At 71.8% G+C, this 13464-nt stretch carries 13 protein-coding genes; 4 read left to right on the forward strand and 9 right to left on the reverse strand.

All coding sequences use genetic code 11. The features are described from left to right. Window position 1: 1 nt before the first annotated feature. A complete protein-coding gene (locus ACJ7VY_RS02950; protein ID WP_409476333.1) occupies window positions 2-1228 on the reverse strand; it encodes a multifunctional CCA addition/repair protein in 1227 nt (408 codons plus the stop codon). Then, complete coding sequence (locus ACJ7VY_RS02955) at window positions 1225-3183, reverse strand: transglycosylase SLT domain-containing protein (RefSeq protein WP_409476334.1); 1959 nt, start codon at window positions 3181-3183, stop codon at window positions 1225-1227. The genes ACJ7VY_RS02950 and ACJ7VY_RS02955 overlap by 4 nt, the downstream gene beginning before the upstream one ends. A gap of 187 nt (window positions 3184-3370) precedes the next feature. Here ACJ7VY_RS02955 and ACJ7VY_RS02960 point away from each other — a divergent pair, with 187 nt between their 5' ends. Next, window positions 3371-3778 (forward strand): ExbD/TolR family protein, encoded by a 408-nt coding sequence (locus ACJ7VY_RS02960; protein ID WP_409476335.1) that lies wholly within the window; start codon window positions 3371-3373, stop codon window positions 3776-3778. A 109-nt stretch (window positions 3779-3887) separates the two neighbouring features. Further along, window positions 3888-4766, forward strand: coding sequence for an EamA family transporter (locus ACJ7VY_RS02965; protein ID WP_104938057.1), 879 nt, complete (start codon window positions 3888-3890; stop codon window positions 4764-4766). Window positions 4767-4906: 140 nt separating this feature from the next. Here the strand turns inward: ACJ7VY_RS02965 and ACJ7VY_RS02970 are convergent, their stop codons facing one another. The 4 genes from ACJ7VY_RS02970 to ACJ7VY_RS02985 form a co-directional block, all read right to left on the reverse strand. Beyond that, window positions 4907-5644 carry an endonuclease/exonuclease/phosphatase family protein gene (locus ACJ7VY_RS02970; RefSeq protein WP_104940113.1) on the reverse strand — a complete coding sequence of 246 codons (738 nt, stop codon included), beginning with the start codon at window positions 5642-5644 and terminating at the stop codon, window positions 4907-4909. A 70-nt stretch (window positions 5645-5714) separates the two neighbouring features. Continuing rightward, the gene (locus ACJ7VY_RS02975) at window positions 5715-6539 is read right to left on the reverse strand and encodes a thiol:disulfide interchange protein DsbA/DsbL (protein WP_293760758.1); all 825 of its coding nucleotides are present in this window, start codon (window positions 6537-6539) and stop codon (window positions 5715-5717) included. Window positions 6540-6658: 119 nt separating this feature from the next. Next, entirely contained in the window at window positions 6659-7306 is a 648-nt protein-coding gene (locus ACJ7VY_RS02980) for a thiol:disulfide interchange protein DsbA/DsbL (protein ID WP_104938058.1), read from the reverse strand. A 97-nt stretch (window positions 7307-7403) separates the two neighbouring features. Then, entirely contained in the window at window positions 7404-8180 is a 777-nt protein-coding gene (locus ACJ7VY_RS02985) for a c-type cytochrome (protein WP_161613220.1), read from the reverse strand. Window positions 8181-8305: 125 nt separating this feature from the next. Here ACJ7VY_RS02985 and yihA point away from each other — a divergent pair, with 125 nt between their 5' ends. Next, complete coding sequence (gene yihA, locus ACJ7VY_RS02990; RefSeq protein WP_409476336.1) at window positions 8306-8905, forward strand: ribosome biogenesis GTP-binding protein YihA/YsxC; 600 nt, start codon at window positions 8306-8308, stop codon at window positions 8903-8905. Between the two features lie 214 nt (window positions 8906-9119). On the opposite strand, the gene ACJ7VY_RS02995 is transcribed toward yihA, so the two are convergent. The 3 genes from ACJ7VY_RS02995 to ACJ7VY_RS03005 all read right to left on the reverse strand — a co-directional run bounded on the left by ACJ7VY_RS02995 (window position 9120) and on the right by ACJ7VY_RS03005 (window position 11729). After that, window positions 9120-10082, reverse strand: coding sequence for an MBL fold metallo-hydrolase (locus tag ACJ7VY_RS02995; protein WP_409476337.1), 963 nt, complete (start codon window positions 10080-10082; stop codon window positions 9120-9122). Between the two features lie 109 nt (window positions 10083-10191). Then, entirely contained in the window at window positions 10192-11025 is an 834-nt protein-coding gene (locus ACJ7VY_RS03000) for a helix-turn-helix transcriptional regulator (RefSeq protein ID WP_409476338.1), read from the reverse strand. Further along, the gene (locus tag ACJ7VY_RS03005) at window positions 11025-11729 is read right to left on the reverse strand and encodes a VIT family protein (RefSeq protein ID WP_161613223.1); all 705 of its coding nucleotides are present in this window, start codon (window positions 11727-11729) and stop codon (window positions 11025-11027) included. The genes ACJ7VY_RS03000 and ACJ7VY_RS03005 overlap by 1 nt, the downstream gene beginning before the upstream one ends. Window positions 11730-12070: 341 nt before the next feature. On the opposite strand from ACJ7VY_RS03005, the gene ACJ7VY_RS03010 reads away from it, so the two are divergent. After that, window positions 12071-13450 (forward strand): glutamate--cysteine ligase, encoded by a 1380-nt coding sequence (locus tag ACJ7VY_RS03010; protein WP_409476339.1) that lies wholly within the window; start codon window positions 12071-12073, stop codon window positions 13448-13450. Window positions 13451-13464 lie beyond the last annotated feature (14 nt).

A 13464-nucleotide genomic window follows, 5' to 3' on the forward strand; every position in this document is an offset into this window, starting at 1 on the left:
CCTACGCCCGGCGTGCCGCGCCGATGGCGTTGATCCGGGCCTTGTTCAAGGCTTCGCCCACCGCCGGGCCGCTGAGGCCTTCGGCGGCGAGGTCGCGCGCATTGATCGCCAGCGCCGCGGCATGCAGGCGCAGCAGCGTGGCGCGTTGCGGGTAGTCGCTGTCCTCGAAACCAAGCCGGCCGCGCTTGTCGCATTCGCAGGCCAGCGCCATCTGCGCGATGCGCTCCGGGCGCCTGAAGCCGTCGCAGCGCTGCAGCAGGTCCAGTACAGTGGCGTCGCGCAGTTCGTCGATCCGGTGCACGTTGAGATGCTCGCGGCACACCGCCGTGGCGAGCTGGCGGTGGTCGGCGGGGATGCGCAGGCGGTCGCACAGCGCCGCCAGCGGCTTCAGCCCGCGCTGTTCGTGCATGACATGGCGTGGCAGCTGGTCGGCCGGGGTGAGTGCCTTGCCGAGATCATGGGTGAGCGCGGCGAAGCCGATGAGGTCGTCGCCCGGCGCCAGCCGCGCGGCCATGTCGCTGACCATTTCCTGGTGCACCCCGGTGTCCACTTCCGGGTGGAATTCGACGCGCTGCGGGATGCCGTACAGCGCGGCCACTTCCGGCAGGATCGGCGCCAGCGCGCCGGTATCGTGCAGGGTGCGCAGGAACGCGGAAGGACGCGCTGCGCGCAGCGCCTTGCGCAGTTCCTGCCAGATGCGTTCGGGTACCAGCGCGTCCAGTTCGCCGCTGGCGGCGATCTCCCGCATCAGCGCGGCGGTTTCCGGGGCCAGGGTGAAACCCAGCGGTGCCAAGCGCGCCATGAACCGTGCCGCGCGCAGTACCCGCAGCGGATCCTCGACGAAGGCCGGGCCGACGTGGCGCAGGACGCGCGCCTGGAGGTCGCGCGCGCCGCCCCAGGGGTCGACCAGCGTGCCGCTGTCCTCGTCGCAGGCGATGGCATTGATGGTGAAGTCGCGGCGTTGCAGGTCCTGCTCCAGCGTCACCGACGGGTCGGCGTCGACCACGAAGCCACGGTAGCCGCGCCCGCTCTTGCGCTCCGTGCGCGCCAGCGCGTGTTCCTCGCCGGTATGCGGGTGCAGGAACACCGGGAAGTCGCGGCCCACGGCCTTGAAGCCACGTGCCTCCATCTGCTGCTGGGTGGCGCCGACCACCACCCAGTCGCGGTCGCCCGCATCCAGCCCCAGCAGCCGGTCGCGGACCGCGCCGCCGACCAGGTAGGTCTTCATGCGCCGTCCTTGGCCGCCGGGCAGGCGAAGCCGCGCGAGGCTGGGACGTTGCGGCCGGCGATGCGGTCACCCAGCGGCACCGCCTTGCCGTTGAGGCGCCAGTCGTAGATCACGCTGAACGCAAGCACGCGCGCGACGTACTCGCGCGTCTCCTTGTAGCTGATGGTCTCGATCCAGAAGTCGGGGTCGTAGCCCGGCCGCTGCGACTGCCAGCGTGCCGTCGGCGTGGGCCCGGCGTTGTAGGCGGCGATGGTGACGTACGGCAGGCCGCCGTAGGTGTCCAGCAGCTGCCGCAGGTAGGCGGTGCCGATGGCGATGTTGGTGTCCGGGTCGTAAAGGCTGGCCGCGCCGCCGTAGCCGTCGAGCCCGATGCGCCGGGCGACGCTGGCGCCGGTGGCGGGCAGCACCTGCATCAGCCCCAGGGCGTTGGCCGGCGAGCGCGCGTTGGGGTTGAAGATGCTCTCGGCGCGGATCTCGGCGGCGACCCACGCCGGATCCAGCGCGTTGCGCGCCGCTTCGCGGCGGATGGTGTCGTCGTGGTACAGCGGGAACCGCAGCGCGTACAGGCGCATCTCCTGCGGCCCCTTGAGGGCGAACACGGCGCGGTCGAACCAGCCCGCCTCACCCGCCACTTCGACGGCCAGCCGGCGCCGGGTGTCGTCGAACCGCGACAGCGCGTCGGCCCATTCGCGCGCGGCCCAGGTGGCGCGGTCGATGCGGAACAGTTCCAGCGCGCGCACCAGCGCCGGGTCGCGCGCCACCGCCGCGCGCGCCTGCGCATCGCTGCCGGGGTTCCACGGACACAGTGCGTAGGGCTGGCGCAGCTTGTCGGCGGCAAGGAAGCCATGGAAGGTCGGCTCGGTGGCGACGGCGCGGTACAGCGGCATGGCCTCGGCGGCCCTGCCGGTCCTTTCCAGCAGCCGTGCCTCGAACCAGCGCCAGCGCGAGTCACCGCGCTGGCCCGCGGGCATCGCCCGGATCGCGGCCAGCGCCGCGGGCCAGTCGCCGCGCGCCATCGCTTCGCGCGCGCGCCATTCGTGCAGGCGCTCGTCGTACGCCGATTCCGGCACCGCGGCCAACCGCCGCGCCGAATCCGGCAGGTAGGACGCCACCGTCCACAACGCGATCTGGTAGCGCACCTGCGCCTGCTGCGCGGCGTCCAGCCGCAGCGCCTGCGCATACTGCGGCAACTGCCGTTCGGCGGCGTCGGGGTCGGTCCGCGCCAGCTTTGCCAGGCCGTCGCTGGCGATGCGCCGGCTGCGTTCGTTCTGCGGCCACTTCAACGCGCGCCCGTCCGGTTTGTCGACGAACGCGGCGTAATCATTGGCCAGGGCCAGCTCGGCGGCCGGCAGGCCGCGCGCGGCCGCGCGCATCACCCCGGGCTGCTGGGCGTCGGCCGCGGCGTCGATGCGCTCCCAGCGCAGTGCCGGGGTCAGCCCGCCGCGCTCGGCCAGACCGGCGAACACCGGATCGCACGCATCGGGCAGCGACTTGCCGCTGCTGCGCCACAGCGCCTGCGCGTCGCGGATCCAGCCGGCATCGGCCTTGCCGGTGGCCAGGCGTGCGTTGAGCTCGGCGCACTGCAGCCCGGGGTCGTTGCTGGGCCGCCAGTTGGCGAGCAGGGTCGGCCAGTCCTGGCGCCGCGCCAGCGCCGGCAGCCACGCGGCGCGGAATGCCTCGGCCACGGCCTGGCCCTGGTAGCGCTTGAGGAAGTCCAGCGCCTGCGGCGTGTCCAAGGTGTCGATGCCACGGCGCAGCGCGCTGTATTCGAGCCAGCCGTACAGCGGGTGGTCGCGCAGGCCCGCGCTCGTGGCGGCATCGAACTGGCCGCGTTCGGCGTTGTCGATGGCCACGCGCATGGCCGCGCGCCGGGCGTCGAGGGTCTGTGCGCCGGTGCCGGTACAGGCCAGCAGCAGGGACGCGGCGAAAGGCAGCAGGCAGGTCGTTCGTTTCATCGGCAAAGCATAGCCGGGGCATCGTCAACAGCGCCGCGGCGATTCCGGCTCGCGCATGAACATCGCCGTCGCGCGGCCGCTGAACCGAAACGCGGGCTGAACGTGACCGGCCGCGCCGCTGCCGTGCGCCGCTGTGGCCGGCGTAGTGTCGACACCGGGGCGCAACGCCTCGCCGAAGGAGCGGAGCATGGCATTCAGTGCAGCTGGCAGTTCCGGACCGATCGCCGACATCAATGTCACCCCGCTGGTGGACGTGATGCTGGTGTTGCTGATCATCTTCATCGTCACCGCGCCGCTGGTGTCCTGGCCGATCCCGGTGGACCTGCCGCAGTCCACCACCCGCCAGGTCCCCCGCGTGGATCCGCCGCCGCCGATCAAATTGCGGGTGGACGCGGCCAACCAGCTCACCTGGAATGGCCAGGCGCTGCCGGTCGCTTCGCTGCAGGCGCGGCTGCAGGAGCAGGCGCGTCTGCATGCCGGCAACCTGCCGGAGCTGCGCATCGACGCCAGTCCGGACGCCGAGTACGACACGATGGCCAAGGTGCTGGCGGCGGCCGACAACGCACGGATGGAGCGCATCGCCTTCCTGCGATGAAGGGGTGCCCGGGCCGTGCGCGAAGGCGGGCGGCCCGGGACAGGCGCGCGGCGGCGCACGATGAGCCGCGTGCGGCGGCCGGGGGCGCCCGCCGCACTACACTACGCGCATGCAGACTTCACGATTCGCGCCGCTGTTGCCGGCGCTGGCGGTGCTCGGCTCGGTGACTTCGCTGGCCATCGGCACGTCCTACGCCAAGCACCTGTTCCCGCTGATCGGCGCCCAGGGCACCAGCGCGTTGCGCGTGGGCTTTTCTGCGCTGTTCCTGCTGCTGCTGTGGCGGCCGTGGCGCTGGCATACCCGCCGCGCCGACGGCGCCGCGATCCTGCGCTACGGGCTGGCGCTGGGGCTGATGAACCTGCTGTTCTACATGGCGCTGCGCACGATTCCGTTCGGCATCGCGGTGGCCATCGAGTTCATCGGGCCGCTGGCGGTGGCGATGTTCTCCTCGCGGCGGGCGATCGATTTCCTGTGGGTCGGCTGCGCGCTGGCCGGGCTGCTGCTGTTGCTGCCGCTGGGCGGCGGGCCGGCGCTGGACGTGGCCGGCGTGCTGTACGCGCTGGGCGCCGCGGCCTGCTGGGCGCTGTACATCGTGTTCGGCAAGCGCGCCGGGCACCTGCATGCCGGGCACTCGGTATCGCTGGGGGTGGCGGTCGCGGCGCTCGTGGTGGTGCCGGTGGGCGTGGCCCACGCCGGAACGGCACTGCTGCAGCCGTCGATCCTGCTGGCCGGGCTGCTGGTGGCGGTGGTGTCCAGCGCGATCCCGATGTCGCTGGAGATGATGGCGCTCAAGCGGCTGCCGAAAGAGACCTTCGGCATCCTGATCAGCATGGAGCCGGCGGTGGCCGCGCTGTGGGCGCTGCTGCTGCTGCACGAACAGCTGTCCGGCCTGCAGTGGCTGGCGATCGGCTGCACGGTATTGGCCTCGGTGGGGAGCGCGGCGACCGCGCGGCGCCGGCCACCGCCCGCGGCTGCCGTGGTGACATGAGCCGTTGCCGGGCGTAGCCCTTGTGCCGGGGATGCGCCGCAGGGACACCCGGTTCCAGGGGCGCGGCTGCGTCGCTGCGGGGAATCGGGACAGTGGCCCCGTCGGCGCTGCGGCCCTTGGCGCGGCCGCGTGCGGCGACGCTAGCGCAGGCTGTTGGCGGGGACTTCGACCTGCATCTCCACCGCCAGATGGTCCGAATGGGCCGCGGCGACGGCGCCGGTTTCGAGCGCGCGCAGGCTGTCGCTGACCAGGATATGGTCGATCGCCCGTTCCGGGCGCCAGCTGGGGAAGGTGGGCACCAGGCAGCCGGGCGGCTGCAGCCGGGTCTTGCGGTACAGCACCTGCATTTCCGGGCGCTCGGCCTTGCAGTTGAAATCGCCCATCAGCACCGCGTTGGGGTAGTCGGACATCAGGTCGGCGATGAAATCCAGCTGCGACAGGCGCGAACCCACGCCCAGCGACAGGTGCGCGACGGCAACCGCCAGCCCTTCGCGGCCGTCGCCGAAGCGCGCCAGCAGCACGCCGCGGCCGCCGATGCGGCCGGGCAGGGCGTGATCCTGCACTTCCACCGGTTCCAGCCGGCTGAGCAGGCCATTGGCGCTGGACGCGACCCCGCCCATGCGCCGGTTGGGCTGGTGGCTCCAGTAGTTGAAGCCGGCGCGCTGGGCCAGGTAGTGGGTCTGGTTGGTGAAACCCGAGCGCAGGCTGCCGGGGTCGGCCTCCTGCAGGCCGACGATGTCGCGGCCGCTGGCGAGCCTGGCGATCGCATCCAGGCTGGAGCGCTTGCTGCCCGACGGCAGCGCGTGCGACCAGCTGCGGGTCACGTAGTCGCTGTAGCGGCGCGTGCTGGAGCCGGCCTGGATGTTGGCCGTGAGCAGGCGCAGGGTGTGGGTGGGGGAATTCACGGCGGTGGAACCAGGGCCTCGTGTCGACGAGGCCCTTGATACCTTACTTGGCGTTGGCGGCGCGTTCGCGTGCGATCAGGTGGTCGGCGATGCGCAGCATGTCCTCGTAGCTCTTGCCCTTGACCAGGTACTTGCCGTTGACGATCAGCGACGGCGTGCCGGTGATCTTGCTGCGCTGGGCGAACTGCTTGGCGCGATTGGTCTTGGCCACCACCGAGAAGCTGCCCATGGTGTCGGCGAAGGTCTTCGGGTTGACGCCGAACTTGGCGTAGAAGTTGGCGATGTCCTCGACCGAATCGCGGCCCAGCTCGCCCTTGAGCGACTGCTCGACATGGATGGCCGAGTACAGCGCCTCATGGGTCTTCTCCTGCACGCCCAGTGCCTCGGCGGCATAGAAGGCGCGGCCGTAGTCGTCCCACATGCTGCCGAACATGGCCGGCACGTAGACGAAGTTGACGTCCGACGGCAGGCCGGCCTTCCACGGCCCGATCAGCGGCTGGAAGCGCGCGCAGGCCGGGCAGACGTAGCCGAACACCTCGGCCACTTCGATCTTGCCGGTCGCCGGCTGGATCGGCTGGCCGCCGTCGATGACCAGGTAGTCGGTGCCGGCCACCGGCTCGGGGCCGACCAGGCGCGCCTGCGCCGGCACCGGGGTGTTCTCCGCGCTCTGCGCGGCGGCCTGTCCGCTGGCCGCTTCCGGCGTGGCGGCGGCTTCGGCGGCAGCGTCGGCGGCGGGGGCGGCCGGGGCGTTGGCGGCGGCCGGTTGTTCGGCGGCCGGGGCGACGGCGTCGGCCGAGCCGTCCTGGGCCTTGCAGGCCACCATCAGCGGCAGCAGGGCGGCCAAGGCGAGTACGAAACGGATCTTCATGGGTGGATCTCCAGCAGGGATTCGTCGGGTCGTCGGGCCGCCAGCGGCGACCGCGGGGCGCATGATGACATTATCTGCGGCGGCGGCTGAACCGGTCGCCGGAGCGCGCCGGCATGGGCTCAGCGGCGCCGGGCGGCAGCGCGCTCGCGTTCCACCAGGGCGCTGGCGATGCGCAACTGGTCCTCGAAGCTGCGGCCCTTGACCAGGTATTTGCCGTTGACCACCAGTGCCGGCGTACCGGGCACCCGCACGCGCAGGGCGAAGGCGCGCGCGGCCTTCACCCTGGCGTCGGTCTGGTCGCTGCGCAGCGCATCGACATAGCGCTCCGGCTGCACCCCGTAGGCGGCATAGAACGTCGCCAGTTCCTGTGGCGACACGTTCTGCATCGGCAGGCTGCGCCGTTCGTGCAGGGCCTTGAACACATCGGCGTGGCTGCGCTTGAGCACGCCGGTCTGCTCGGCGGCGTAGAAGGCGCGCGCATAGGCGTCCCAATGGCCGCCGAAGGCAGCCGGCACCGCGGTGAAGCGCACGTCGCCCGGCAGCCTGGCGACCCAGGCTTCGAGCAGCGGTTCGAAATGGGCGCAGTGGATGCAGGGGTAGCCGAACACTTCGACCACCTCGATCTTGCCGGCCAGGGGGGCGAACGGGCCGGGTTCTGCGATCAGCTCATAGTCCTGGCCTTCCACCGGTGCGGCGGCGTCGGCGGCACAGGCGGCCAGGGGCAGCAGGGCCAGCAACAGCAGGGACAAGCGCGCGAAATACGTCATCGGGATCTCCAACTGGAAAAAGAGACGCCGACCACAGGGGTCGGCGTATCCGGGAACACGACTGCCCGTCGCCGTGGCGACCGCGACCGTCAGGCGGTCAACGCGCGGCGGCCACGGCCACGTCGTCGGCGCGCGCGTGCAGGCCCTGCACGTAGCTGGCCAGCGCCTGGATTTCCTGCTCGGTGAGCTTGCCGGCCACCTGGGCCATGATCCGGAACTGCGACGGATCGGTTTCCTGGGTCTGGCCCGCCTGGTAGTGCTGCAGGCGCTGGGTGACGTACATGGCGTGCTGGCCGCCGATGTGCGGGTAGGCCGGGCCGGGATTGCCGGCGCCGGTCGGGCCGTGGCAGGCCATGCAGGCCGGGATCTCGCGGCTGGCGTCGCCGTTGCGGTACAGCTTCTGGCCGACCTCGTAGAACTTCATGCCGGCGTACGGGCCGTCGGCGATGGCGGTGTCGTCGGCCACGCCGGCGCCGGACTTCTGGCGGGCGAAGAAGGCGCCGATGTCGCGCATGTCCTGCGCGGTCATGCCCTGCACGAACGGCAACATGGCGGCGACCGCGCCCTCGGTGCGCTGGCCGCCGGCGATCAGCGCCAGCTGGCGGGCGATGTAGCGCTCGCTCTGGCCGGCCAGCCGCGGATACATCTCCACCGCGGAGTTGCCGTCGGCGCCATGGCAGGCGGCGCAGGCCTGTGCCTTGCCTTCGCCGGCCTCGGCATCGCCGGGCAGCGTCTTGCTGAGGTCGATCTCCAGCGGCGCGGTCTGCACCGGCGCGTTGTCGGGCACCGGCGTGACCGAACTCTGTGCGAACGCGACGACCGCGATCAGCGGGATGACAAGGGCGGAAACGGCTAAGACACGAGCGTGGCGCATGCAGAAGCTCCGTGTGGAACGGGCCGGGCGGGTCCGCGCCGGCATCGACCGGATTATCCACGCCGTTTCATGGCAGGGTCAACGCACGGGCGCCAGCGGGGCCCGCGGCGTGCGATCCTATGGACATGTCACAGCTCCTAGAACGCGCCCGATATCTGCTTTCGGCCCACAATGCCCGGCAATTGCCGCCGGACGAGGGTGCCGAGGTGGCCTTCGCCGGTCGCTCCAACGCCGGAAAATCCAGCGCGCTCAACGCGCTGACCCGCCAGAACGCGCTGGCCCGCGTCTCCAAGACGCCGGGCCGCACCCAGCAGCTGGTGTTCTTCCAGGTCACCCCGCAGGCGCACCTGGTCGACCTGCCCGGCTATGGCTACGCCAAGGTCCCGCAGGAACTGCAGGCGCACTGGCAGGCCTTCATCGACAACTATTTCCGCACCCGCGACGCGCTCAAGGGACTGGTGGTGGTGATGGACATCCGCCACCCGCTCAAGGACTACGACCGGCAGATGCTGGCCTACGCGGTGCAGCGCGGCCTGCCGGCGCATGCGCTGTTGACCAAGGCCGACAAGCTCGGCCGTGGCCAGCAGGCGCAGACACTGCAGAAGGTGCGCAGGGAACTGGCCGACGCGTTCGGCGATTCGGTAAGCGTGCAGGCGTTCTCCGGCGAGTCGAGGCAGGGCGTGGACGAGGCCCGCGCCGTGATCGGTGGCTGGCTGGACCTGTAACGCCGGCACCAGGCGGGCACTCCAGCCCTTCCCCACGCGCCGCGCACCCGCCCGTGGGGCGGCTGCTCCCACGCCCGGCCAAGCCGGAACGTGACGGGAGCAAAGCCCCTGAGTCAGGGGGCGCGCCGAAGGCGGGGGGTGTGGCAAACGGAAGACGGGGCCCACGGTCTGCGGTGCGGACCGTGGGGTGCCAGCGCGCGGCGCGGGCGGTCGCTCACAGCGGCGAAAACTCGCCCGGCACCCAGGCGAAGGCTTCACCCGCGTGGCGCACGTGGCCCAGGCCGGGGAACGGCAGGTGCGCGCCAGCGACCCACCACCGCCCCGCCGCGGCCTCGGCCATCAGCCGGCGGCGACTGGCAATGGCGGCCGTGCGGTCGCTGTCGGCTTCGTAGCTGGCGTCGGGCCGCGCGAACTGGACCGCGTGGAAGTGCACGATGTCGCCCCATACCAGCAGCTGCTGGCCGTTGCCGCCGTCGATCCGCCAGGAGACGTGGCCCGGGGTGTGGCCGTGGCTGTCCAGCGCGGTGATGCCGGCGGGCAGGGCATCGCCCGCGACAAAACGTCGCAGGCGTCCGGCCGCGGCGTACGGCGCCACCGCACTGCGCGCCATCGGGAAGGCGAAGCGCAGCGACTGCGGCGCGCCGGCTTCACTGGCCGGGTCCAGCCAGTAACCGGCATCGGCCTGTGACAGCCACACGCGGGCGTTGGCGAACGCCGGCTTGCCGTCGGCGTCGAGCAGCCCGCACAGGTGATCCGGATGGGCGTGGGTCAACAGCACGTCGTCCACCTCGGCTGGGTCGTAGCCGGCGGCGCGCAGGTTGACCAGTACCTGGCCCAGGCCCGGGCCGAAGCACTGCGCGGCGCCGGTATCGACCAGCGCCAGGTGTGTGCCGCGCTGCACCAGGTAGGCGTTGACCGCGGTCTGCAGGCCCTTGCCGTCCTCGGGCACGTAGCCGTGTTCGAGCAGGCGGGTGACCGCGCCCGGGTCAATGCCGGCCAGTGCCTGCCGCGGCAGCGCGACGGTGCCGTCGAACAGCGCGGTGACGTGCACCTCGCCGATCTGCTGGTGATACACGCCGGGTACCTGCGCGCGCGGGACATGGGCGGTGCCGGCGTGGGCGCCGCCGGCGGCCAGCAGCAGGGCCAGGGCAAGGGGACGAAGGGCAGCGTGGGACATGGGCAGTTCCGTCAGGGGCGGCATCGCGCCGCGGAGCCGCCATGTTGCGCCCGGCCCAGCCTGCGATGCGCTCGCAATGCCGCGCGATCCGCTCACCGCCGCCGCGCCGTCACTGGTTGCCGATCGCGGACGGCTCCATGCCATAGCGTTCGTGGAAGCGCCGGTTGAAGCTGGACAGCGAGCGGTAGCCGACGCGCGCGGCCACGGTCTTCAGCGGCAGGCGGGTGGTGTAGAGCAGCTGCATCGCCTGCGCCAGCCGCGCATCGCCGATCAGCTCGCGCAGGCCGAGCCGTTCGCTGGCCAGGCGCCGGCGCAGGGTGGCGCCACTGATGCCCAGGTGCTGTTCGAAATCGCGCGACTGCCAGTTGCGTCCGGGCTGGGCGGCGACCAGGTCGCGGATGCGCTCGCCCAGGCCGGGTTCGGGCGCGACCAGCAGGCTGCCATGGCCGGACGCGCAGAACGCCACGGCCAGGCAGGCCAGCGCCAGCCGGGCCGCGGTGTAGTCGCCGTGTTCCAGCGCCTGCCGCCAATGCAGCAGCGGCGCGCCATGCGCGGCCAGCGGCAGCCGCGCCAGCGGCGGGCCGGCTTCGGGCAACGGCCCGCTCCACAAGGTGCGGGTGGCGTGCAGCACTTCGGCGCACAGCGGCACGATGGCGCTGAGATAGAGGCCACTGTCGGGGTCGGGGACGTTGACCACGTCGATCCGGCAGCGGCGGGTGATCAGGAACAGGTCGCCGGGTGCCAGGTCCAGCGCCTGCTGCGCGGTGCGCACGTGCTTGCGTCCCTGCAGCAGGATCGCGAACTGAGGGCGCGGGATCTCGACCGAGGACGCGCCGTGCTCGCGGCGCGCGGTGATGCAGGCATAGTCCCCGGCGTTCTGGCAGTCGGCCAGCGTCGCCAGCTGTTGCAGCAGCGGGCCGGGCGTCGTCGCCAGGGCCATCATCAACCGGCCAGGTGGGTGTCGAACAGATTGCCGATGGCCGCCGCCGCGCCCATCGCCAGCGCGCCCCAGAACACCACCCGCAGCGCACCGCGCAGGCGCGAGGCGCCGCCGGCGTGGGCGGCCATCGCGCCGGTGATGCACAACCCGACCAGGGTGGACGCGGTGGTGATCTGCGCGACGTAGGCGTAGGGGGCCAGCAGTGCGGTGAGTACCGGCAGGATCGCGCCGACGACGAACGCGCCGGCCGAGGCCAGCGCCGCCTGCAGCGGCCGCGCCCGCAGTTCCTCGGTGATGCCCAGCTCGTCGCGCGCATGCGCGGCCAGCGCATCGTGCGCGGTCAGCTGCACGGCCACCTCGTGCGCCAGTTCCGGGGTCAGCCCGCGCCGCCGGTAGATGCCGGCCAGTTCCTCCAGCTCGGTATGCGGGTCTTCGCGCAGTTCACGGCGTTCCAGCGCCAGGTCGGCATGCTCGGTGTCGGCCTGCGACTGCACCGACACGTATTCGCCGGCGGCCATCGACATGGCGCCGGCCACGGTGCCGGCGACGCCGGTGGCCAGGATGGTGGAGGCCGGCGCGCCGCTGGCGGCGATGCCGACCACCAGGCCGGCGACGGAGACGATGCCGTCGTTGGCCCCGAGCACGGCCGCGCGCAGCCAGCCGACACGTTCGGAGCGGTGGGATTCGGTGTGTCGGGTCGGTTTCATGGCCGCAGTGTAGGACGGCACGTGGACCGTTGGTGAAAACGACTCGCAGCCGCGGCGCCGGACCGGTCAAGTCGCCGCCGGTGGGATGCTGAAAACCGCCACCGCGACATGCCGGCAATAGGGGCCGCGATATAGTGCGCGCTCGGGAGCTGTTCGCGGTCCATCGCGGGCGAGGGCCGGTGGCCCGTGGCGGAGCCGGGCAGGCGCAGCGTGCGTGGATGCGCGCCTTGCCGGCGCTGGACGGGACGCGGTGACGCGCGCGACGGACTGCGGGCCGGTTCTTGTGATGCCGGGGGCAGGCCCCCATTTCCCCGCCCAGCCAGAACACTGCGAGCCAGCCCTTGTCGAGCCCCAGCCACGTTGCCGATACGCCCATTACCGACCGCTCGCAGCTGGTGGAGGTGCTCGCTTCCGGCGAGAAGCCGCGCCCGCAGTGGCGCATCGGCACCGAGCACGAGAAGTTCGGGTTCCGCCTGGACGACCTGCGCCCGCCGACGTTCGAGGGCGAGCGCGGCATCCAGGCGCTGCTGACCGGGCTGACCCGTTTCGGCTGGGAGCCGGTGCAGGAGCGTATCGATCAGGGGCCGGGCAACACCATCGCGCTGCTGCGCGACGGCGCCTCGGTGACGCTGGAGCCGGCCGGGCAGCTGGAGCTGTCCGGCGCCGCGCTGGAGAGCATCCACCAGACCTGCGTGGAAACCGGCACCCACCTCAACGAGGTGGCGCAGGTGGCCGGCGAGCTGCAGCTGGGTTTCCTCGGCATGGGCTTCCAGCCGAAGTGGACCCGCGCCGACATGCCGTGGATGCCCAAGGGCCGCTACCGCATCATGCGTGACTACATGCCCAGGGTCGGCTCGCTCGGCCTGGACATGATGACCCGCACCTGCACGGTCCAGGTCAACCTCGACTACGCCAGCGAAGCGGACATGGTGAAGAAGTTCCGCGTGTCGCTGGCGCTGCAGCCCATCGCCACCGCGCTGTTCGCCGATTCGCCGTTCACCGAGGGCCGGCCCAACGGTTACCTCAGCTACCGCTCGCACATCTGGACCGACACCGATGCCGACCGCACCGGCATGCTCGACTTCGTGTTCGAGGACGGCTTCGGCTACGAGCGCTACGTCGACTACCTGCTCGACGTGCCGATGTATTTCTCCTACCGCGACGGCGTCTACCACGATGCCAGCGGCAAGTCGTTCCGCCGCTTCCTCAAGGGCGAACTGGACGTGCTGCCGGGTGCGCTGCCGACGCTGCGCGACTGGTCCGACCACATGACCACCGCCTTCCCCGAGGTGCGGCTGAAGAAGTACCTGGAAATGCGCGGCGCCGACAGCGGCCCGTGGAGCCGGATCTGTGCGCTGCCGGCGTTCTGGGTGGGCCTGCTGTACGACGACACGGCGCTGGATGCGGCCTGGGACCTGGTCAAGGATTTCAGCCTCGCCGAGCGCCACGCGCTGCGCGACGGCGTGCCGCGGCAGGCGCTGCACCTGCCGTTCCGCGGCGGCAGCGTGCGCGACCTGGCGCGGCGCGCGCTGGAGATCTCGCGCGAGGGCCTGCGCCGCCGCGCGGCGCTCAACGCCGACGGCCAGGACGAGACCCGCTTCCTCGACGTGCTGCAGGAAATCGTGGACTCGGGCAAGACCGCCGCCGAGCGCAAGCTGGAGCTGTTCCATGGGGCATGGAACGGCAGCGTCGACCCGGTGTTCCGCGAATTCGCCTACTGAGCCGGCATGCCGGC

It is taken from the genome of Stenotrophomonas sp. Y-13, assembly GCF_046267925.1.
Classification (GTDB): Bacteria; Pseudomonadota; Gammaproteobacteria; order Xanthomonadales; family Xanthomonadaceae; genus Stenotrophomonas; species Stenotrophomonas acidaminiphila_A.